Origin of the sequence: Nostoc sp. DedQUE12b (assembly GCF_034530835.1) — a bacterium.
In the GTDB taxonomy this organism is placed as follows: domain Bacteria; phylum Cyanobacteriota; class Cyanobacteriia; order Cyanobacteriales; family Nostocaceae; genus Nostoc.
In genome coordinates this window covers 13,479-34,828 of the sequence record NZ_JAVRCI010000024.1, presented here as the reverse complement: position 1 = coordinate 34,828, position 21,350 = coordinate 13,479, and the positions used below count along the sequence as shown (strand labels likewise).

The 21,350-nt window shown below is 39.3% G+C and carries 19 protein-coding genes; 9 read left to right on the top strand and 10 right to left on the bottom strand.

Going from position 1 to position 21,350, the window contains the following annotated elements:
- Position 1 precedes the first annotated feature (1 nt).
- The 3 genes from RMY16_RS14470 to RMY16_RS14460 form a co-directional block, all read right to left on the bottom strand.
- Positions 2–3,310 (bottom strand): GAF domain-containing protein, encoded by a 3,309-nt coding sequence (locus RMY16_RS14470; protein ID WP_322736924.1) that lies wholly within the window; start codon positions 3,308–3,310, stop codon positions 2–4.
- 256 nt (positions 3,311–3,566) lie between these two features.
- Positions 3,567–4,754: a TRC40/GET3/ArsA family transport-energizing ATPase gene (locus RMY16_RS14465; protein ID WP_322668866.1), complete on the bottom strand. Its 1,188-nt coding sequence runs from the start codon at positions 4,752–4,754 to the stop codon at positions 3,567–3,569.
- A gap of 486 nt (positions 4,755–5,240) precedes the next feature.
- On the bottom strand, positions 5,241–5,618 hold the full coding sequence (locus RMY16_RS14460; protein ID WP_322736923.1) for a hypothetical protein: 378 nt from the start codon (positions 5,616–5,618) through the stop codon (positions 5,241–5,243).
- 122 nt (positions 5,619–5,740) lie between these two features.
- On the opposite strand from RMY16_RS14460, the gene RMY16_RS14455 reads away from it, so the two are divergent.
- The gene (locus tag RMY16_RS14455; protein WP_292775647.1) at positions 5,741–5,926 is read left to right on the top strand and encodes a hypothetical protein; all 186 of its coding nucleotides are present in this window, start codon (positions 5,741–5,743) and stop codon (positions 5,924–5,926) included.
- Positions 5,927–6,060: 134 nt separating this feature from the next.
- Here RMY16_RS14455 and RMY16_RS14450 read toward each other — a convergent pair whose 3' ends face one another.
- The gene (locus tag RMY16_RS14450; protein ID WP_322736922.1) at positions 6,061–6,249 is read right to left on the bottom strand and encodes a hypothetical protein; all 189 of its coding nucleotides are present in this window, start codon (positions 6,247–6,249) and stop codon (positions 6,061–6,063) included.
- Positions 6,250–6,630: 381 nt separating this feature from the next.
- Between RMY16_RS14450 and RMY16_RS14445 the strand changes: the two genes are divergently transcribed.
- Positions 6,631–7,086 carry a hypothetical protein gene (locus RMY16_RS14445; protein ID WP_322736921.1) on the top strand — a complete coding sequence of 152 codons (456 nt, stop codon included), beginning with the start codon at positions 6,631–6,633 and terminating at the stop codon, positions 7,084–7,086.
- 569 nt (positions 7,087–7,655) lie between these two features.
- Here RMY16_RS14445 and RMY16_RS14440 read toward each other — a convergent pair.
- From RMY16_RS14440 to RMY16_RS14430, 3 genes are all read right to left on the bottom strand, one after another.
- Positions 7,656–9,071 (bottom strand): site-specific integrase, encoded by a 1,416-nt coding sequence (locus tag RMY16_RS14440; RefSeq protein WP_322736920.1) that lies wholly within the window; start codon positions 9,069–9,071, stop codon positions 7,656–7,658.
- Positions 9,072–9,263: 192 nt separating this feature from the next.
- A complete protein-coding gene (locus RMY16_RS14435) occupies positions 9,264–9,545 on the bottom strand; it encodes a hypothetical protein (protein WP_322668865.1) in 282 nt (93 codons plus the stop codon).
- Positions 9,546–10,097: 552 nt separating this feature from the next.
- A complete protein-coding gene (locus tag RMY16_RS14430) occupies positions 10,098–11,483 on the bottom strand; it encodes a hypothetical protein (RefSeq protein ID WP_322736919.1) in 1,386 nt (461 codons plus the stop codon).
- Between the two features lie 723 nt (positions 11,484–12,206).
- On the opposite strand from RMY16_RS14430, the gene RMY16_RS14425 reads away from it, so the two are divergent.
- The 4 genes from RMY16_RS14425 (at position 12,207) to RMY16_RS14410 (ending at position 15,029) form a co-directional block, all read left to right on the top strand.
- Complete coding sequence (locus RMY16_RS14425) at positions 12,207–12,941, top strand: SGNH/GDSL hydrolase family protein (RefSeq protein WP_322736918.1); 735 nt, start codon at positions 12,207–12,209, stop codon at positions 12,939–12,941.
- Between the two features lie 238 nt (positions 12,942–13,179).
- Positions 13,180–13,878, top strand: a complete 699-nt coding sequence (locus tag RMY16_RS14420; protein WP_322736917.1) for a HupE/UreJ family protein — start codon at positions 13,180–13,182, stop codon at positions 13,876–13,878.
- Between the two features lie 156 nt (positions 13,879–14,034).
- Complete coding sequence (locus RMY16_RS14415) at positions 14,035–14,598, top strand: hypothetical protein (protein ID WP_322736916.1); 564 nt, start codon at positions 14,035–14,037, stop codon at positions 14,596–14,598.
- Between the two features lie 53 nt (positions 14,599–14,651).
- Positions 14,652–15,029, top strand: a complete 378-nt coding sequence (locus tag RMY16_RS14410) for a DUF2358 domain-containing protein (RefSeq protein ID WP_322736915.1) — start codon at positions 14,652–14,654, stop codon at positions 15,027–15,029.
- 243 nt (positions 15,030–15,272) lie between these two features.
- Here RMY16_RS14410 and RMY16_RS14405 read toward each other — a convergent pair whose 3' ends face one another.
- Entirely contained in the window at positions 15,273–15,962 is a 690-nt protein-coding gene (locus RMY16_RS14405) for a Uma2 family endonuclease (RefSeq protein ID WP_322736914.1), read from the bottom strand.
- 544 nt (positions 15,963–16,506) lie between these two features.
- Here RMY16_RS14405 and bchB point away from each other — a divergent pair.
- The 3 genes from bchB to RMY16_RS14390 all read left to right on the top strand — a co-directional run bounded on the left by bchB (position 16,507) and on the right by RMY16_RS14390 (position 18,952).
- Positions 16,507–18,033 (top strand): ferredoxin:protochlorophyllide reductase (ATP-dependent) subunit B, encoded by a 1,527-nt coding sequence (gene bchB, locus RMY16_RS14400; protein ID WP_322736913.1) that lies wholly within the window; start codon positions 16,507–16,509, stop codon positions 18,031–18,033.
- 159 nt (positions 18,034–18,192) lie between these two features.
- Positions 18,193–18,579, top strand: coding sequence for a hypothetical protein (locus RMY16_RS14395; RefSeq protein WP_322736912.1), 387 nt, complete (start codon positions 18,193–18,195; stop codon positions 18,577–18,579).
- Positions 18,580–18,595: 16 nt separating this feature from the next.
- Positions 18,596–18,952 carry a hypothetical protein gene (locus RMY16_RS14390; RefSeq protein ID WP_322736911.1) on the top strand — a complete coding sequence of 119 codons (357 nt, stop codon included), beginning with the start codon at positions 18,596–18,598 and terminating at the stop codon, positions 18,950–18,952.
- A gap of 456 nt (positions 18,953–19,408) precedes the next feature.
- On the opposite strand, the gene RMY16_RS14385 is transcribed toward RMY16_RS14390, so the two are convergent.
- Both RMY16_RS14385 and RMY16_RS14380 read right to left on the bottom strand, forming a co-directional pair.
- Positions 19,409–20,218: a hypothetical protein gene (locus RMY16_RS14385; protein ID WP_322736910.1), complete on the bottom strand. Its 810-nt coding sequence runs from the start codon at positions 20,216–20,218 to the stop codon at positions 19,409–19,411.
- Between the two features lie 549 nt (positions 20,219–20,767).
- On the bottom strand, positions 20,768–21,280 hold the full coding sequence (locus RMY16_RS14380; RefSeq protein ID WP_322736909.1) for a hypothetical protein: 513 nt from the start codon (positions 21,278–21,280) through the stop codon (positions 20,768–20,770).
- Between the last annotated feature and the right edge of the window lie 70 nt (positions 21,281–21,350).

The window sequence follows — 21,350 nt, the reverse complement described above, 5'->3', positions numbered from 1 at the left end:
ACTAATGACGAATTTGTTTAATCGGAATTTCAATCCAAAATTCTGTACCTAACCCCAGCTGAGAATCACATTTAAGCACACCGCCGTGTTTATCTACGACAATCTGGTAACTAATTGATAACCCCAAGCCAGTGCCTTTTCCCACTGGCTTAGTTGTAAAAAATGGATCGCAGATTCTTGCCTTCAGGGATTCGGGTATTCCTGGCCCATTGTCTGCAATGCGAATTACTACACTTTTGATATTGCCTTCAAGTTTTCCAAGAGCAGTACGGATAGTAATTTCGCCGTTATGAGGTTTTGATTGAGATTCTGTGTAGTCTTCTAAAGCATCGATCGCATTGCTTAAAACATTCATAAATACCTGATTTAGCGGCCCAGCATAGCACTCCACTAAAGGAAGGTTAGTATATTCTTTGATTAATGTAATTGCCGGACTTTCTGGTTTTGCTTTCAAGCGATGCTGCAAAATTAGCAAGGTGCTATCAATCCCCTCATGAATATCAACTGGTTTTTTTTCTGCTTCATCAAGGCGAGAGAAATTCCGTAAACCCAAGACAATCTGCCGGATGCGATCAACCCCAATTTTCATGGAAGACAGAGTTTTGGGCAAATCTTCCATAATAAATTCTAAGTCAATCTCAAGGGCGCGATCGCTAATTTCGGGACTAGGGTTGGGAGTATTCTGTAAATAGAGTTCTAGTATACTAAGCAAATCTTGGGTGTAATCGTTGACATGATTGATGTTGCCATAAATGAAGTTCACGGGGTTATTAATTTCGTGAGCAACGCCAGCTACCAGTTGACCTAGTGAGGACATTTTCTCAGTTTGGATCAGTTGGGTTTGAGTTTGCTGTAAATCATGCAAAGCTTGAGCTAGCTTTTGAGTCTGTTCTTTGGTTTGATTATGTAATTGCCCTTGTTTGAGTGCAACCCCAAGCTGATTGGCAATTTGAGTAATAAATTTAATTTCCGAGGCTTCCCAATGGCGGGGTGCAGAATTTTGGTAAGCTGCTAGCAAGCCCCATAGCTGTTGCCCGATAAATATAGGTGCGATCGCATAAGCTCTTGCTTGAATTTGCTCTAAAGCCGTAACATGGCATTCAGAGTGGCCAGCTCCATAAATGTCATCGACTACAAAGGTTTCATTGTGACGATATCGCCCACCTTGGGTTTCTTGTAAATAGCTATCTTGCCAAACTGTCTTGGTATCTGAACCTACTAACTTTAACCAGTTACCACCCACAAACTCGGCGATATATTCACCACTCCAATCAGCCTCAAAGCGGTAGACTGCAACTCGATCCGCTTGTAGTGATTTACAGATTTCTTGGGTAGTTGTCTGAAAAATCGCATCTAGGTCAAGAGATTCCCTAACTTTCGCCACAACTTCAAACAATACCCGTTGTTGTTCTGCTGCTTGTTGCAAATCTAATGTCTGCTGTTGTGTCTGAGAGAGTAAATCAGCTTGCTGAAGTGCAACACCCATTTGGGCCGCAATCTGACTGAGAAAGTTAACTTCAGAAGTTTTCCATTGCCGAGGGCCAGTGTGTTGATAAGTTGCTAGTAAACCCCAAAGTTTTTGCCCAACAAAAATCGGCGCAAGCACAAAAGCGTAAATTTGAAACTGCTCTAGATTGTCGATATGACACTGAGTAAACCCCATCTTGTAGATGTCATCAACTGCAAATGTTTCATTGTGGCGGTAACGTCCTCCTTCTGTATCTTGTAAGTAGGTGTCATTCCAAATTGTATTAATACCTAGTTCTGACTCATTCGACCAGTATGGACTAGCAGCTTCAAAATCTCCGACAAATTCACCACCCCAATTAGAATCGAAACGATAAACAGAAACGCGATCGGCTTTGATTAATTGACAAACTTCTTTAGTTGTGGTTTGAAAAATCGTATTTGTATCCAAAGATTCTCGAATCTCAGCAATAACTTTAAACACAGCCTGTTCTTGTTCAGCTGTGCGTTGTAACTCAACAGTGCGTCTTCTAACTTGTTTTTCTAAATTTTCATTGAAAACTTGTACTTGTTGGTGTAGTTCATACTGCTGAACTGCGGAAGCAAAATGTTTACTGAGGTTTCTAGCCAGTTCAATCTCTTCAATTGTCCATTGTTGAGCTTGTGCTTTTTTAGATTCGCGCCAAACCTCAAAGGATCGCCGGGGGTACTGTTGCCTTTGATCGCACTCATGCTGCCCCGCCCATAAAGTTTCTGTATCTACTTCATTGCGGAAAATACTTAAATAGCCTAACAACTGCTGACGATACTGGAGTGGGATCATCAACACGCTGCGAATTTTAGTTGGTTGAAAAGCAACTTGCAAACTTCGCAAGCCAGGAGTGTTATGTATATCTGAAATTGCCCAAACATCGTAGTTAGTAACCTTGTAGTGTTCCTGCCAGATACTATATTGCTCGATCAGTGGATATATAGTTTGTTCTGGCATTACAGGTTGCTGTCCACAGATATAAAGCTTGATACAAGTATTTCCTGGTATTAAGCATTCTGTTAAGCTTGTGACGTTGCCATTGTGGAAATCAAGAGCTTCATTTCTAATACAAAGCCTGCCACCAACACCATCAAAGGCAGCAACAGCCGCTTCTAGGGCAGGTTGTAAAACAATCGTCGGTAGTGAATGTAGTAGGGTAGCAATGCGGTTAACGATCGCTTCTCGTTCGGCTGTTTTGCGAACTTGAGTGTGAAGGGTGCTTTGAGCGATCGCCATTGACAGTTGCTCGACTACCATTTGTATGGCTTCTAGTTCATATTCTGAAATTGAACGCGCTTGGGAATTATGAGACACCAGCATTCCCCAAAGTTGATTTTGATAGAGAATAGGCGCTACTACAGAAGATTTTACGCCCATTGCCGTTAAGTATTCAATATGGCAGGGGTCTACAGGGCGGTAACGAATCTCCTCTGATATAGTTTCTCCATTCTCCAAGTCACGCAGGTGAATTTGACCAATCTCTTTAGTGTCAACATTTACAACAGAACGCACCCGTGATTTGAGAAATAGTTCACGGGCATAGGATGGGATGTCATCGGAGGGAAAATTTAGCCCCAGTAGCGACGGCAAACAATTTTTATTAATTGATTCAGCAATCACTTGACCACTACCATCGGGATGAAATTTATAAATCATCACTCGATCAGTTTTTAATAGCGATCGCACTTCTGCCGTTGTCACTGTGATAATTTCTTCCAACTCTAAGCTGCGTCGGATACGGTTTGTAATGCGGCGTAGTAAACTTTCTTCATGACGATATAAGGGCAAATCTTGTTCAGGGTTGGAGGTCATTGTTTATAGCAAAATAAATTAATAATTTGAAAACTGGCATAATTAAATCTAAAGATATTGTGAAATTTATTTGATCATTTTGTCTTCAGTAAAACTACGGTCAAATCATTAATAAAAATATTTTTTTTGCTTTTATAAAAATTTACCAAAACATCATAAAAACAGACGCTAAAAAGATTGCGTCTGTACTAGCTACAAGAGAAAATTCTTGCTTTTTAGTTTTAAGTTTTTGTTGACAGAGTAACCTTCAACAAAATTAAACTTTTGTGATGTCAGCAAAGCGAATTTTTAGATAGTCATTTTCCATCTTTGCTCCGGCTGGTTGTAGTGCTGCTAAGGCTTGTGGCAAAACTAAGTTACGACGATGGTTGCCAATAGTGATGTTTAATTCGTCTCCAGTTTTACTAAGTTGAACTTGGTCTTTAGGAATACCAGGTAAGTAAAGTTCTAAGCTGTATTGGTTTTCCTCTTGCACTACTCTAAGAGTTGTTTCTTTGTAATAAACCTGAGTTGGATCTTCATCTTTATAAAGAGTTTCTTTCAGGCGTTCTAATGAAGCCAATCCACACATTTCCTCAGAAAATAGGGGAACTTCTTTCACAGGTAGAGGGTGAAAATCATCATGAATTTCTCGGCGATATTGCTCCTGACTTTCCTTCCAGCGTTGGAAAAATGGATCTTGAACTTCACTTGGAATAATCCGATTCGCCACAACTAAATCTGTTGCAACGTTATACAAACTTAGATAAGCATGGGCACGGAGAGACTCTTTAATCACCATTTTTTCGGGATTAGTAACAAGACGCACTGAGGTTTGAGTATTATCTGTTAATACTTTTTCCAGAGCTTCAATTTGTTCATAAAACTCATAAGGTGCATCCATTACTTCTTTATCAGGTAGCGAAAAACCGGCAATTGGCCTAAACAAAGGTTCAACTAGGGGTCGAAGTGCCACCGAGATGTTTTGAAATGGTTTGTAAAAACGGCGCATATACCAGCCACCGACTTCAGGTAAACTCAGCAAACGCAGTGCTGTGCCGGTGGGGGCTGAGTCGATAATTAAGACATCAAACTCACCTTCATCGTAATGGCGTTTCATCCTTACCAAACCAAAAATCTCATCCATTCCTGGTAAAATCGCCAATTCTTCCGCTTGTACGCCGTCTAAACCCCTTGCCTGTAAAACTTGGGTAATATAACGTTTCACAGCACCCCAGTTTCCCTCCAGTTCTTGCAGCGCATCCAGTTCAGCACCCCAGAGATTTGGGCGAATTTTTTGGGGTACGTGTCCCAGTTCCATATCAAAACTGTCTGCGAGGGAGTGGGCGGGATCTGTACTTAAAACCAACGTCTGATAGCCTAGTTCTGCGCAACGGAGTCCAGTTGCAGCAGCGACGGAAGTTTTGCCCACGCCGCCTTTGCCAGTCATTAAAATTACACGCATACAAACAAAAAACCTATGCTTTGAGAGTTTATTTTTCAGAAAATGCTCACTTAATGCTCAAATACCATAATTTAAGTAATTAAGCATCAAGAATAAGTATTAATATATACTCATTGTTGATGCTCAATAAACGCTCACACACTTTTAACCTCAAAAAAACTCCAAGTAATACTTTAAGTCTAACTCACTCCCCACCACACAAGGGTTACAGCCGTTTTTGCCACTAGGGGGTTTATTTTTAATTACTGGTAGATTCCATCATGCTCTTGCCAGTACTAGGTTCTAGGGCATTTTAGGCATAATTCAGACCACAGCGAGAGTCATTATCACCCACTATTGAGAATGAGAGAAAGTAGTACAAAAATATTATCTATACGTTGATTATGTTCTAGTTTCTCTAAGAACTACTTGGAGAACTTCGGACACAAACAAAAAAAAAGACCTCCCATGAGGTCTTTTGCTATTAGCTTGAAATTCTTAACCTATCTACTCAGCAAGTAAATACATCACCTCTTCTAGCTTTTGTTTAGCTATGTAGAGATTGAGAAGCTTTTGCTGTTCCCATGATTGAGGCGGATGAAGTGAACGTCTTTCCATCGTGATTTTGATAAGCGCTGCTTGTTCATCAGTTGGAGAATTCATTTGATCGAGTGCAGCGCCGATATTTTGGAAAGCTTCAAAACTTAACCGTCTTAATCCCCTACCTTCTTGCATCTGGTTAAGTGCGATCGCAGGAAAGGCTATAAGTGAAGTAACGTAGCTAGTCTTATATCCAGCGTTACCAGTTGGTTTTAAACCATAACGACGGCATAAATCACGTAACTCTTGAATAGTTTTGCTTTCAAGTTCCGAACGTGTAAACATAGAGTAACCATTTGCTAAAAGTGGTATCGGTAGGTAACAACTTTCTCAGGGTAAATTGCCTACCGAATAAAACTGTATTTCGATGCTTGCGCCGAAACAAGCTATGTTTACATCTCTCAACAATGCCTAACCGTAAGGGTAATCCTCAAAACTTTGACAATCCGCCAAGTAAAGAATTAACTGAAAATGTTACTTTTAGAGCTACCAAGGAAATGAAGGAAGAAATACAGAAACAGGATAATCCAGCACAGTTTTGTAGAGATGCCGTTCAAAAAGCACTGGATGAAAAGAAAGGAAGGCAACAGTAATTAGTGCTTTATTTCTAAGATTCTGTCTAAACTACAGATAGTTGAAAAGCAATATATATATAACAGATTTAAGGCTAGGGTTAGAAAATTGACTCTAGCCTTAAATTTATAGTTTTACAAAACTTTAATATTTTCTAACTTTTAGGAACAGGTTTAAAAGCAGTTTCTAAAACATGGGAGGCTGCTTGTAGCTTGGCTAAATCTCCATCCAATGTTGGATTTTTGAGCATAGCTTCTATATATTCAGCAGAACATTTAGCTGTTTGCCAAAAAGCTAACGTTGCTTCTGCCTGTACTTCTTTTATGCTTGTTTGCTTTGCCATAAAAATTACAGATTGATAAAGGTTGTATCAAAAATAGCTTATGTTTTTTCAAAAAGCGCGTTATTAGAAAAATTTTAAAGATATCAATAAAGCTATCACAACCAGGTAAAACCATTACGGCACAATTTTTAACGTTTTTTTAGAACCTCGCACGTCCGTGCCGATTGATTTTCATCGTCAGGCTGTAGACCCTGCGATCCAGAGCCTACAACGATTTAACACCTATTAACCGGAATTGTTCGCCATTGCTACACCATCAGCACCATCCACAGAAGATGTGAGAATCAGGAATCTCTATACCTATCCGCGCCAATCTATCACAGGTAAGAGTTTTCAAGCTTGATATGGGAAGACTAAGTTTATACAGTTGAGGAAATACTTATGTACGATTTTAATGCAGATAACAAAAACGAAGAGACAACAGGCGAAACTGATCTTATTTATTCCTCTGAATTTGAAGATTTCTTGTTCAAATATCTTAACTCAAACAATAAAAATGTCATGATTGAAAAATATCAAAATTCACCTAATTCTGAAAAGTTTATAGATGAAATTGTTGGTTTGAATGGCAATAAATGTAACGTCAAAAAAGAGGATTTCATTATAGGTATTTATCAATATAGATATCTTTTAAATCGCGAACAACCATTTTGTAAATACGAAAAAATACAAAAATATTACAAAAAGTTATTAACAGAAAAAGTATATGATTTACCAGGGTGGCAATCCTTAAGATACTCTGTGAACAAATATACAAATATAGTAAAATTACTAGAAAACTTTATGAACGAAAGTTTAATAGACAAAATCTTTAAAAAGTTTCTAGAGGATGTTTGAAAAGGGTCGGCTTGAGCGTCTTTAATTCCAATGTGGTGATACACGTATTTCCCGACATTTTTATCAGATGTATGGGTTCTAAAAGCTGATGACAAAGCTTTTAGTTCTGATGAAGACTTTTATCATAATGTTATCAAGCCTGTTACTTTGATTTTCTTTGAGAAGTATTGACTAATCTTCATGAGCTTGCAACTGCGAAATTGACTGCATACTTAATGTATCAAGCTGAAAACAGGATAATCAAGGGTTCATACCAAATTACCTACTTATCCTACTTTTCCTACCTTTTTATAAAGCGTTACGAAACAGGAATTTATTCGCTGATGAGTGTGAATGTATGTCTGCTACGTCGTTACTGCCACCAAAAATAAAATTATAGTTTTGCAGTGTCTAGAATGCTTGCTACACACACCTTTCATAAAAATGGATCTCAAAGGTGAGTGTGATTTTAGTTGTTTATCAGTTATTTAGTGTAGGTGGCATACACAAAAAAACCTCTAGGATGCTTATTCCTAGAGGTTTTTAATTTACTTAGAGTCTGTACTTGGAGAAGTTTGGAAAATATTTCTCTATTTACCTTTACTTTCCATTAGTCGATTAATTAACTCTTGCTGTTCGGCTAGCTGTTGTTTAAGTAAATCAATTTCTGATCGTTGTAAACTTTGCTGATCGTCAAGTAAGTCAGGGTTTATTTGCAAAGCTTTGTCCGATATATCTTGATAATGCCTTCTGCTGACTTTTTCCGAATGTTCGCACCATGCATTTACTATTTTTTCATCCCTACTTAAATCAAATACTTGATGAGTAATAAACGTGTGTCTAGTGTTGTAAGGTGGCAAGTATTTAGATAGTTTACCTAGCTCTATCAAACTTGGAATAATCCCTTTTGTTCCGTTAACGCCACCATGCCAAGTATTGTTGAAAGTTCTAGCAGAAATAATTCTATTGTTTTTTGATTTAAAAACAATTTCATTTAACTCACCTTGTGGAACTGATTTCAAGAGATTCCATAGTTCACCGTTTTCAGGCATGGGGAAAAATCTTATAGTTTCATTCTTCGTGGGAAGAAACTTTTTAATGCGTTCATTATATGTTCGCCTAAAAACAATTTGTTTTTTATCCCATAGTACATCTCCCCACATGAAGGCAATTGCTTCACCTGTTCTACATCCAGTCAAGAATTTAAATTTTACAAAAAAATACCAATGACAAACATAAGGATTATTCTTTATGTAAAAAAGTACGTCTTTAGCTTCTTTCCAGGTATAAGCTTTTGTCTTGTCTAAAACATCTTTATCATTTTCTATTTCTACTTCACTATGTTTTTTCCCTTTTGAGCCTACTTGCTGTAAATCTTGAGCCATATCCTCAAAAGGATTGTAATTAACAAGCTTAGATTTTATCGCTCTATCGTATGCTTTTGATAAATAAGATAAAAGATTTTTAACTGTTTCAAAATTTCGATTTTCTATCAACCAGTTTCTAATTTTTTCGCCGTCTTTATCTCCTACTGCTTTAATTGCTGATTTAATTAAATTTGGGTAACGTTTACAGTAGTCAAGCTTGTAGACTGTTTCTTTCAAGGATGGTTTTTTGTACTCACAATACATATCCCAAACCTCAAGAATAGATAACTCTGGTTTAGGTGGGAGTTGACCGTCTGACGTTGTGGCATTCTCTACTATTTTTAAATTTGGTTTAAGCCTTTGCTCTACAAGAATTTCACGAAATCTATTTTCGTTAAATGTTCCATCTGGGTTTGTAAGCTTTCCCTCCTCTACCTCTAGCTGTAACCTACGTTTCAGTATTCCTGCCTTGTCTTCCCATCCCTCTATTTTTGAAATACCTGTTGCTTTCTTCACTTGGTGAGGTTCACCTGGGAAGTAAGGACGCGGGAAACAAGCCTTAACATTCCCAGAGTCTAACCTGACTGATACTTCACCCTTCCTAGCCTTACCAGTGGCAGTTTTAACGCTGCTAACCATAAATGCTCATTCCATGCTCAAAATGTGGATTTCAGTCTTTTAATGACTGAAATAAAAGCATTTTAGCAGTTTTTGGAATTACACGCATAGATGCTTTTATCCTGCCTGAGATTTTTTTACATTTATTTACATTATCGACTGTTTCAGGAAAATAAATGTTGTTTCAACACGTCTAGGCATTATTATGAGTGTTTACCCTAACTCATCCGTTGGCTTTTGCTGCAATAACTGGTCAAGCTTAGTTTCCAGTGCCGAGAGTTTTTTAAGAATTGTGGGGCGATCGCCATCAATAGAAATTAGTAAATTGGTTATTCTCTCTTGTATATTCGTTAATTGTGCTACTGCATTCTGAATTTGGAGCATTCCTTCTCGGAGTTCTTGGCGTTCTTGTCGTGCTTCCGCCATTTCATCTAACATAGCTTGGACTGTTTTAGCATTACTCTCAATTAGATGTTTGAGTTCTTTATCAGTCATTGCGATCGCGCTTTGAAGTTGAGTTTATTATTAACTCTAAAGTATTGAGGGATTTTGTTTCAATCCCCCGTAGGGCAGCACAGCTGTGCTACCGGGTACTATGGTTTAATTACCTAAAAATTGCGATCGGGGCTGTTTACTAGCAATTAGATTTTTTTATTCTTATGGTAAATATTTATACCTATAGTCACTAGTCATTACAAGGCTTGAGGGTTATATCATGTCCGCCTAATTAGTTATGATTTCCACAGTCATTGCACCCCACACGCCAGATGCTCCACTTGGGGAGACCCCAAGACCGCACTGGCTCCCCTTAATCCCCTCCCCGCTCTTCGGGAGGGGAGACGAAGCGTAGCTTTGGCGGGGTGGGGTTCTTCGGGTTTAGTAAGTAATCAAGCGAACATGATATTACTCTTTGTAGTGCTAACTTTGGGTAATTTTTAGCACTACAAAAAGTGAAGTGTTCTTGTTGCACTTCTGATAACCGACTGCTGCGATTTTCAAGCCCTCATCCCACTCCACAAGATTGGATAATTTATTTGTTGAAAATTCTTAATTCACTGTCCCAAGTACATTTTGCTGTAGAGGAACGCCACTAAAGGCAATTTCCTCAACATTCAAGACATTCAAGGTAAATTGATCCCGCTTAATGGTGTAATTGTTGGGGCTGCCTGTACCTGTAATAATATAATCACTTTTGAAATTAGACAGAATTAGCTTATCCGATCCCGATCCACCATCGAGCGTGGCATTACCGTAACCAACATCAAATATGTCGTCGCCACCTCCACCCTTAATCAATACATCGGCAATAGCACCCCCTTGATTGGAAACAGTATTACCGTTAGCATCAATTCGACGGGCTTTGAATTCATCTTTACCGTTTCCGCCATCAATCGTGCCGCCTTGAATGCCAATGCTGGTGCCATAGCCAGTAAGGATATCATCTCCTGCCCCTTGATAAATAATGCCATCAGTATTAAGAATACCTGTGCCTTGACTAATGCCACTGCCAATGAGGGTATCGTTGCCATCGCCTAAATTGATTGTGCCACTGTTAACAATGCCTATACCTACACCAGGTGCAAGCTCCACTGGTCCTTGCCCAAAAGGGTTATCAGCGTAGAACCTTGCACCACCTGTGCCTGTGCCAGAGAGATAGTCGTTTCCCTGCCCAAGAGCGATCGTGCTACCCTTGCTGTTGGAGATGCCTATACCCCTACCCGCATAGTACGATCTAAAAGGTTCTTCGCTTGCATCACTCCCCTTGCCGATACCAACAATAGAATCGTTTCCTTTCTCTCCATTAATGTTGCTACCACCACTGTTGAAGATACCTGTACCTTCTCCTCCAGTACTACTAGTTCCACCAATTCCAGTTCCCTTGATGGAATCATTCCCTTCTCCTCCATTAATGTTGCTGCCCTCAGTGTTAGAGATTCCTATAGCATTCCCCTCAAATACTCCAATTCCAGTTCCCTCGATAGAGTCATCCCCAAATCCTCCATCAATGCGGCTATCCTGAGTGTTTTGGATGCCTATTCCACCATTTCCGTCACCTCCCGTTCCGGTTCCCTTGATCAAATCTTTTCCGTCTTCTCCATTAATGTAACCACCCTGAGTGTTAGAGATACCTGTACCAGATTGAAAGTTTCTATACCCGGAACCACCACTGCCTGTGCCAGAGATCGTATCGTCTCCACTCCCTGCATTGATGATGCCACTGTTAGCAATGCCTGTGCCTGTGCCACCAGCGTCACTGTCGTCGCCCCCGGTGCCACTACCCTCGATAGTATCGTTATCTGCTTCAGTATCAATGACTCCGTTTTTTAGAACCTCAATTCCAATTGCTGGGATTGCGTTATCCTCTTGTCCCACCACTAGATCGGAACCAGAAGTGCCTATGAATGGGGGTAAAGAAACAATTAGTCTGGACATAATATAATTTTCCGCGATTGTGTGCGATCAAGTTTTAAACCCTGAAAGTCTTGCTCTTTGAAAAAGAATTTTCTAAGTCAGAATTTCAGCAGTTTGAAAATTTTTCGTATCTAATCAAAAATTCAGGGTAAGCAATTATTCATTATTCTGCTGTCCACGATTTTCTCATTGGGATTAAGAGAAGATTTCTGGTGAATAATAAGCAGTAGTTTCTAAACAACGGTTAGGCAATGCCAGATCAAGTAAACGACAATTCATCTTCATCAAGCTAGTACCTGTTTACTTTACGATGGACGCACAAGTTTTATGCAGAGCCAGCCAATTTTTTATAAAAGTTCATAAAAAAATCCTGCGTGATAATTTCACACGTGCATATTGATTTATCAGTTCTGGCTCACACCATAAATAAATTATGATCAGTTACAAGATTTAGATAAAGCACAGAGTGAGTATAGATTAGCCGCGCAGGGAAATTTATCAATTGCATATAGTGTCACCCAGCAAAGTTGTACCTCCTTCACAACAAACCAGTCGAAGCAGAGAAAATTTGCAATATCTTGGGAAAAACTTTCATATACTCATCAATAACCAGAACTATTCCCAAAAAAATCTTGTCCAAGAATAAGTTATACTACAAAGGTTTCAGGGATGATGAGCAACACCAACATAACCAACATAGTATATGTATCTTTATTCCTCTTTCTGATGATTGTCTTGTTTAAAATGCTAAAAAGGCAGATTCAAAAAAACTCTTTTACAGTAGCTGAACAGCAGGCAATCAGAGTTTTATTTATTGGCAACAGCTATACATATTTCAACGATCTTCCTTGGTTGACACAACAGTTGGCTGCTTCAGCGAAAGAACCTAAAACGCTGGAAACTGAAATGGTTGTGGTTGGTGGAGCTACACTCAAAAGCCACTGGAAACGTGGTGAAGCACTCAGGCTTTTGAAAGCGAAACGCTGGGACTACGTAGTACTGCAAGAACAAAGTACTTTACCAATTAACAATCCCAAGGAAATGTACAAGTACGCTACTCTGTTTGATGCTGAGATTAAGCGAGTGAATTCCCAAACAGTGTTTTACTTGACTTGGGCAAAGCAAAATCAACCAGAAACGCAACAGATATTAACTGATGCTTACATGAACATTGCTCAAGAACTGAAAGCTAAAGTTGCACCTGTGGGAATAGCTTGGCAAAAAATTCAAGAAGCGAATCTAAAATTAAACCTTTATAGTTCTGATAAAAGCCACCCTAGTCCGATTGGATCGTATGTCGCAGCGTGTGTATTCTATACAACATTTTACGAGAATAGTCCCGTAGGCTTGAGTCGTCGTATATATAGTTGCGATTCTAGTAACCCACAAGAAAACAACAGAATTGAGTTGGAAAGTTTAAGTGAAACAGATGCCCAAATCATTAAAAACTTGGTTGATAGCATCGTCATAAAAATATAAAAATAACCTTTTATATTTAATTAGCGAATTTATAAAAAAGAAAATATGCACTTATTAATTGCAAAGTTTTTTATCTATTTGCTAAGAGATTGCTCGAATTGCTGTATTCAGTGCTTTTTCTACGACTGCGGCTTTACAGAACTTTATGAAGGTAGTACGATCTAGCGTAATTACCACGTTAGTTTTTTGGGGTAGGTGGGTAGTATAAATTACCTAAAAACTAATTTGGTATATAGCGATGTTCAAGACTAAACTATCGGAATCCCGTGCTTGGGGGGAACTTAATACCTCAAAGTTCATGGATCGCCATCTTGGGGCGATCGCAGCTTTAATTTTAATGAGCTTACTGAGTTCATTGAGTGGAACACCATTTGACCATAACATCTCTAACGGCTGGGAAGCCTTTGTTTGGGGATTGGCAGATCCAGTAATTAGCTTGAATTGTTTAGTTGGTATTGTTGCTATTGGCTTACTCTCATCTGTGTTTGTTAGTGGCGCTGCGATCGCTGGATGTTTTGTCTTGGCAACAGTTTTGGGCATTGTAATTCATATATTTCAGTTAGATTTACCAGGCACAGAAATAGCGTTCGCTGAAAGCGTTGGCGCAGCCATCGCCATTTCTACCATTGTTTTTGGTACTATGCTGATGATGCCAAATCAACTAAACTTTCTGGTGCTTGCTCTGGTGGGCATCAGTGCTGGTTTATTTCAGGGTTACGCTAATGCTGAATCTATTGTTAGTGCAGGAACAATATCAGTAGTTGCCTATATACTAGGTATTGCCTTAACTCTGTTTGCCGTTGCTATGAGTGCCAGAGAAATTGGTGTTGGGATGGGTATGGGAGAGATAAACCGAACTTTATCCTGGAAAATCAGCCTTGCTGGCTTTGCTTTATGTGCGATCGGTATCGTATTTTTGAGCAATTCGCTTATTTAAATCAGATATTTCAATTCAGTGGAATACATTCATTCGTGGGGGCGTACACCTAGCTGTGCGCCCCCACTGCGTTTTCAGATTGGACAAGCAAGCATTCTAGTGAATAAGTTGATGCACCTCTGCGCTAATCTAGAGGCTATATATAAATAAAAAGTTATGACACCTGAAGAAATTGCGGCTACGCTCACAGAATTATTTGACACATCGGCTGTTGCTACGACTGCTCCTGGATCATGGCAAGTAGACACTCCTACTTTTCGGCTGTTGGTGCTGCTTTCCGAAGATTATACTTGGCTGCGAGTTTTACTGCCTATTCTCCCTATTCAAGAAGCCCAACCATTTTTAGAACAGTTCCTAGAAGCCAACTTTGATGACACTCAGGAAGTACGTTACGCTTTGTATGAAAGAGTAATTTGGGGGGTATTTCAACATCACAGCGGAACTTTAGTGAGTGCAGATTTATCCAATGCAATCAACCGACTTTTATCTCTCCATCAGGCTAGATTAGATAATGTCTTTAATCAACTAATTGAAAGCCGTATCCGGCAAATTATTCAGGCAGCAAAACAGCAAGGACAATCTCTGCAAGCTACTATGCAAAGCTTAGAACGCTTTTACGCCGAAGGAATGATGGGCGAAATCAATCAAACTTCACAAGGACGAGAAGAAGTCTTAACTGCTTGGCGGCGTCAGTTAGAACGTTTATGGAATGAGGGTTAATTTCAGTTTTTCAGTTTTCATATTCAACCAATTTACAGATATATTTATCTATCATGAATCTCGTTGAAATCCTCAAACAAGACTATCAAAGATTCCCAGTCAATCAAACTTACAGCATTTATGCCCCAGAGGTTTATTTTCAAGACCCGATGAATAAATTCCGTGGTGTTAAACGTTACAAAGCAATGATTAATTTTATCGAAACTTGGTTTTTAAATCCCAAGATGGACTTACATAATATTCAACGTTTAGGAGACACAATCAAAACTGAGTGGACACTCAGTTGGAATACTCCTCTACCTTGGAAGCCACGGATCTCTATTCCTGGTTGGAGTGAATTAGGTCTTAACTCTGATGGTTTGATTATTTCCCATATTGATTATTGGAACTGTTCCCGCTTAGATGTAGTGAAGCAGCATTTTTCCTCTTGAAAAAGTGGATGATTCAAATAATATAATTACCGTCAAAACCTTCATGGTTTGTAGTGAGGACTTTAGTCCTCTCTGACGAGATGCTACGCGAACAAAATTAGGACTAAAATCTTGTTATTACACTAGATGTAACAACGAAAGCCATTAATTATTATGATGGTTGCAAAAAATCCTGAAATATCTGCTGAATTAACTATATATACTACAGAATTTGTATAAGATATTTTCCCTATTTAGAAGGGGTTAATAACTACCTAATTTCTGGATAAAATCCCCATGTTCAGCAGACTGCAAACCTGCTTGTAAAACCTTCAACACACCCTGCATATTACCTGCTAATAACTCCGTCGCCGCTAACCACAACCCTGGAAATACCCGACTTTGCAAAACGCCTTCATTGTTAGGTACTAATTCCAGATATTCACCCTGTTCCAGAGAAAACCAAGTCAATTTTTGGTCTAAAACTTGCCAAACAATATATTCTTTGACACCATTACGACGATAAGCCTGTTTTTTGCCATGAAGATCGATAGCCGTACTACTAGCAGCAATTTCCACAACTAACTCTGGGGCACCTTGAATATAATCATCTTCACTCAGCCGCGTTTGACCACCTGCTTCCGGTTCAATCAACAGAACAGCATCGGGTTGAGGTTCGTTATCTAAGTCCAAACGGACGGTAGGTTCAACTCCCAATGCTACATCAGGAGTTGCAGCTTCGTAAGTACCAAGCCATGTCAAAATCCAACCATGCGGTTGACCGTGACTTCGGAAACGCAGGGCAGCAGGCATAATATAGACAATTCCTTCGGTTAATTCAGCTTTTTTCAGGTTAGGGGTGGCATTATAGCGACGCTCAAATTCGTAGCGGGTGAGTTTGTCGCCATTTTCCAAAGGAGGAATTGTCCAAAGCTGGGAGGGTGTTTTCACCATAATTGTTGTGAAAATGAGCTTGTGTACATCTTAACGAATTAGGTAAAAACGCAACCGACTAGGGAATAAGAGATTATTGAAGAAGAATTCAGAAGTCAGAATTCAGGAATCAGAATCACTCTTTGTGGGGATTCAGACTTGCCACTGATAGCGGGGAGGGTACAGGACTCATTCTGAATTCTGTTTGAACATTAAGATTTTTTTACAAAATCACCAGCAATGTTGTTGAAATTGATAGCTGTATCCCAAGCAGTAAATAGGTTTCAGCCATATCGCCTCCTTTAAAACCCGCAACAAACCTTATTTTTTTTCAGCCAGCAGGTTTGAGAAAATCAGAAACGATTTAATAATCAAGCACTTATTAAGTAAATGGGCTGAATTAAAGATAATACCTCTCTCCAAACCTCTCCCCTTCTCTACCAACGGCACACTGGGCGATGCCTACGGCGGTAAACTACGCACCAAAGGGGTTGATGGTAAGCTCTATCTTATATTTTTTACGCCCATTTACTTAGTTATTTGAGTTTAAAAGGGAGACACAAACATGAAATTGGCTTACTGGATGTATGCTGGCCCAGCCCACATCGGCACTCTGCGAATCGCTAGTTCTTTTAAAAATGTTCATGCGATCATGCACGCTCCCATTGGTGATGACTACTTTAACGTCATGCGCTCCATGCTATCGCGGGAAAGGGATTTTACTCCGGTGACAACCAGTGTCGTCGATCGCAACGTTTTGGCACGCGGCTCCCAAGAGAAGGTGGTAGATAACATCGTCCGCAAGGATGCCGAGGAACACCCAGATTTGATTGTGTTAACTCCCACCTGTACCTCCAGCATTTTGCAAGAGGATCTGCACAACTTTGTCGAACGGGCGCAGTTGGAAGCGAAAGGAGACGTAATGCTGGCGGATGTGAACCACTACCGCTACAACGAACTGCAAGCCGCCGATCGCACTTTGGATCAAATCGTTCAATACTACATTGAAAAAGCTCGGAGGCGAGGCGAATTGGCTGAGGGCAAAACAGCAAAGCCCTCGGTGAACATTATCGGTACTACCACCCTCGGTTTCCACAACAACCACGACTGCACCGAACTCAAACGACTAATGGCTGACTTGGGGATTGAGGTAAATACCTTAATTCCCGAAGGTGCTTCGGTGAATGACTTGAAGAAGATGTCCCAAGCCTGGTTTAACTTAGTGCCTTACCGCGAACTCGGTTTGACCACAGCCCGTTACCTGGAAGAACAATTTGGCACACCTTATATAGACATTACTCCAATGGGTGTAGTGGAAACTGCCCGTTGTATTCGCAAGATTCAGCAGGTAATTAACGCTCAAGGTGCAGAAGTTGACTATGAAGACTTCATCAATGAGCAAACCCTCCATGTATCTCAAGCTGCTTGGTTCTCCCGTTCAATTGACTGTCAAAACTTGACTGGTAAAAAAGCTGTAGTCTTTGGTGACAATACCCACGCCGCCGCCATTACCAAGATTTTGGCGCGAGAAATGGGGATTCATGTTGTTTGGGCTGGAACTTACTGTAAATATGATGCAGACTGGTTCCGCGAACAGGTTAGTGAGTATTGCGATGAAGTGCTAATTTCCGAAGATCATGGTGCAATTGGGGATGCGATCGCTCGTGTCGAACCCTCTGCTATTTTCGGCACGCAAATGGAACGCCATGTTGGTAAGCGCTTAGATATTCCTTGTGGCGTAATTGCTGCACCAATCCACGTCCAAAACTTCCCTATTGGTTACAAACCATTTATGGGTTACGAAGGTACAAATCAGATTACAGATTTGATCTACAATTCCTTCACTTTGGGAATGGAAGATCACCTGTTAGAAATCTTTGGCGGTCATGATACCAAAGAAGTTATTACTAGAGGAATTTCTGCTGATTCTGATTTGAATTGGACAAAAGATGGTCAAGCAGAATTGAATAAAATTCCGGGATTTGTGCGCGGCAAAGTGAAGCGTAATACTGAAAAATTTGCGCGCGATCGCGGTTTCAAAGAAATTAACGCTGAGGTATTGTACGCTGCAAAGGAAGCTGTCGGGGCTTAGATTAGAGTTGAATTGAGAAGATTTAGGGGTGAGGAGTTATGTATACTCTTTACCCTATTTTTTACTTTAGTGATAAAAATTAAATTATGAAATATCATAGATTTAATATTAAGTTTTATATATTTCTTTCAATAAGTATTTAAAAGAACTAAATTAAATATGAATAATGACAAAGCAGCATTGTTTGCGGCACTATGTCAGGCTGGTATTAATCACAGTCCAGAAAAAGTTGTGCGGATTGCCAAGCAAACCGATGGCAAAATCGTATTTTTAGAGCAGGGAAAAGCTGGTAGAAGAGGTAGCGGATTAGCACACATCTTAAATAAACATCAAGATGACTTTGCCAGGCGTGGAATCTCTCAGAATGAAATCCCTGATGCTGTTATAGCTGCTGTGACAAGAGGAAAGTTTCTTGGTTATCAAGGAACAATAGAACCTCGCCGGGAAATCTATGAAGTAATTTTTAATGGACAAACACAATACATAGCAGTGAGTGTGGGCGATAATGGTTATATAGTCGGAGCAAATCCCGCCTCTGTACCATAATTTCACCTGAATAGCTATGGCAGTAAAGATAAAACTAATGGCTGATTATGGGTGCGAACCTTTATGGTGGGCAGATGCTGATAAAGTTGGTAACATCGATCCAGCAAAACTGCCCCTCAGTCAAGAAACCATTAGCCATTTAAGAAAATGGGCATCTGCTTACAATGCAACATTAAATTGGCAAGATCCTGCTAACTCACCAGATTTGAGTGTAGAGGCTGAAGCGGCTTTTGAAGAAGAAGGAATTAGTCTTTGGAAGGAATTGCAAACAGAACTTGCACCGAATTATCAAGTTGTGTATTTCAGTGAGCCATTAGGCAAAGTTTTAACTCATCCTAATGAATTAGAAGTTTTACGTTCTATTCAGCAATGATTTCACGTAACAGAATATAAATCTAGTGCAGCACCAATAAATTTAATTGCGATCGCGGTTTCAAAGAAATCAACGCTGAGGGTGGTTGGATTGAGCAACAAAACCTAATATTATCAAGGCTTTGTTGGGTTTTGTTTTCGCTCAACCCAAACTACTATTCTTCTTAACTGAACCGTGTTGGCTTTAAATTAGGTATGAAAGTACGGTTAATTTTAGTTACTTTTATTACATTACAAAAATAACGATGCTTAGGGCTGACTGCATCTACGCACCTCATATCTATTGCAAAAACTTAGTGCGATCGCCTGTATTTTTCTAACAATTGCGCCAAGTAATCATAACCGTCCACATGAATAAATTTAATAATGTTAGTTCGGTTTTGTAACAAGACTGAAAAGCTTCTTGCTTTTCAGTCCGTGAGAATTTCTCGCACAGTTGGGTTAACTGAAGCTTAATTTAGTTTTTGTTTTTGGATTTTTCCCATTCCTCTTGAATACTTTGTAATGCCTTCAAGGTACGATTTAAACGAGCTTTCTTTAACTCAGGAGTCTCTTTTTGGAATAAACTCGGAGAATTTATTACTTTATGTAGTTCAGATTGGGTGAAATGCAAGCGATCGCTCAAACAGCGTTCAAAGATTTCATCATTACCACTACTCACATTTTCTAATAATTGGCGATATATATACTCTTTAGAACTGATTTGACTGTTGAGGGCTGTATTGACAATTTCCTCGATTAACTTGTGGTAGGAGTCAGATAATAAATTAGATACTGTGGCTGGCGTGGGTTGTGCTGCAAGATTATTTGTTTCAGAAGTAGAGGGATCGGATATTTCTTCTTTAGTTGGCGTTACTAAAGTTTCTTCAGAAGTAGGGAATTCTTCTTTAGTGGGTGTTGGTAAAGTTTTCCGAGAATTTGTAGGTGAAGAATTGGTTTTGGAATTAGATAAATAATAATCTGCTAAAGAGCCGCAGAGAAACTCTTCACGAAAGCGGTTTATCTTGGCACGTGACTGGATTTTGTGGTAGCGACGTTTTTGATACCATAAACCAGAAATGAGTAAGCCTGCAATGGCTCCTATGCCAACTCCTGCCATAGCAACCTTGCCATCTTCTAAAGCTTGATTTTGTTGCTTAGATTCCACAGTCGGATTGGAAGATGCACTTTGAGCAATCGCATAGTCACTCGCTGAATTTAGCTGTACGCTAGTGGCGATCGCCGCAGCCGACAGTATAAGTTTAAATATTAACTTTGATTTCCACATAATTTTATAGCTTAAAAATATGTTGTCTATTTCTGGAGATTAACCGTCTCCCCAAAGAGTGAATAGTTAAGAATCAAACTAACTAGATATCTCTTTTACCAAGGAAGTTCCACTCCACTTATATAAAAAATAAACTTTGTCAACAGTAGTTTCCAGAATATTTTCTTATTTTTTAACATTATTTGTTCGTCTAGGAATTTTGACAAAGCCATATATTAATACCATTTCTCAAAGTATATGTATTAGGTACTTCTTAAAATGGTTATGATTTATAGCGATCGCGTAATCAAGCAGCATTGAGTTCAGTAGGCAATAGTCGAGGATGTGCGATCGCTACTAGATTCTCCATTGGTATCGCATATTGCTGGGTATAAAATCTGTAATGACATTAAATTGCAAGTAATATAACAAAAGTTGGCATAAATAGCACTAGTACCTCATCGGTAGTGTAGTATTAGCGATCGTCATAGCCCATTGTAGACATCGCCTCTTGGATTTGAAAGGTATGAGCCAATAAAATGTAAACTTTCAAAGACTTGCACCAAGTTTTTAACTACCTTGCTTTTTAATTTCTCTGTGCGTAGTTCTATTTATAGAATAGGTGCTTCCCCGAAAGCTCAACTTATGAGTTGCTTGTGGTGTGACAATTCCAGTCGATTGGGTATTAGGATCGGCGCCAACAACATAAGTACATCCTCGAAAGCTCAACTTATGAGTTACTGATGGTGTGGTTTCTCGATCTAATTGGGGGTTGAGGCCATGACGATAGGAAGCTCCACGATAGATTAAGTGATAATCTGGTTCCGATTTGGGAACTGGCTGTTGTGTATATTGTGTTTCCCTGCTGACTACTTTGCTTGTATAATACTCGTAGCTTGTACTGATAAGAATAAGAGTTAACAGTAGAAGTAAAATTTGCCAAGGAGCCAACATTAAACCCAAAATCAGGCTGATAGCTGCAAATACAGTTACTAAATGTGAGATTTCATTATTTCTATTTTTGAATAAAAAATAGCCAGTGATGAAACAAACACACGGAAAAATGAAAAAGTACAAAGCCATATTTCCTACATTCGCAATTAAAAGCAAAGGGTTTATAAAGCAGATTGAACTTAATTTTAAAAGTTGTTGT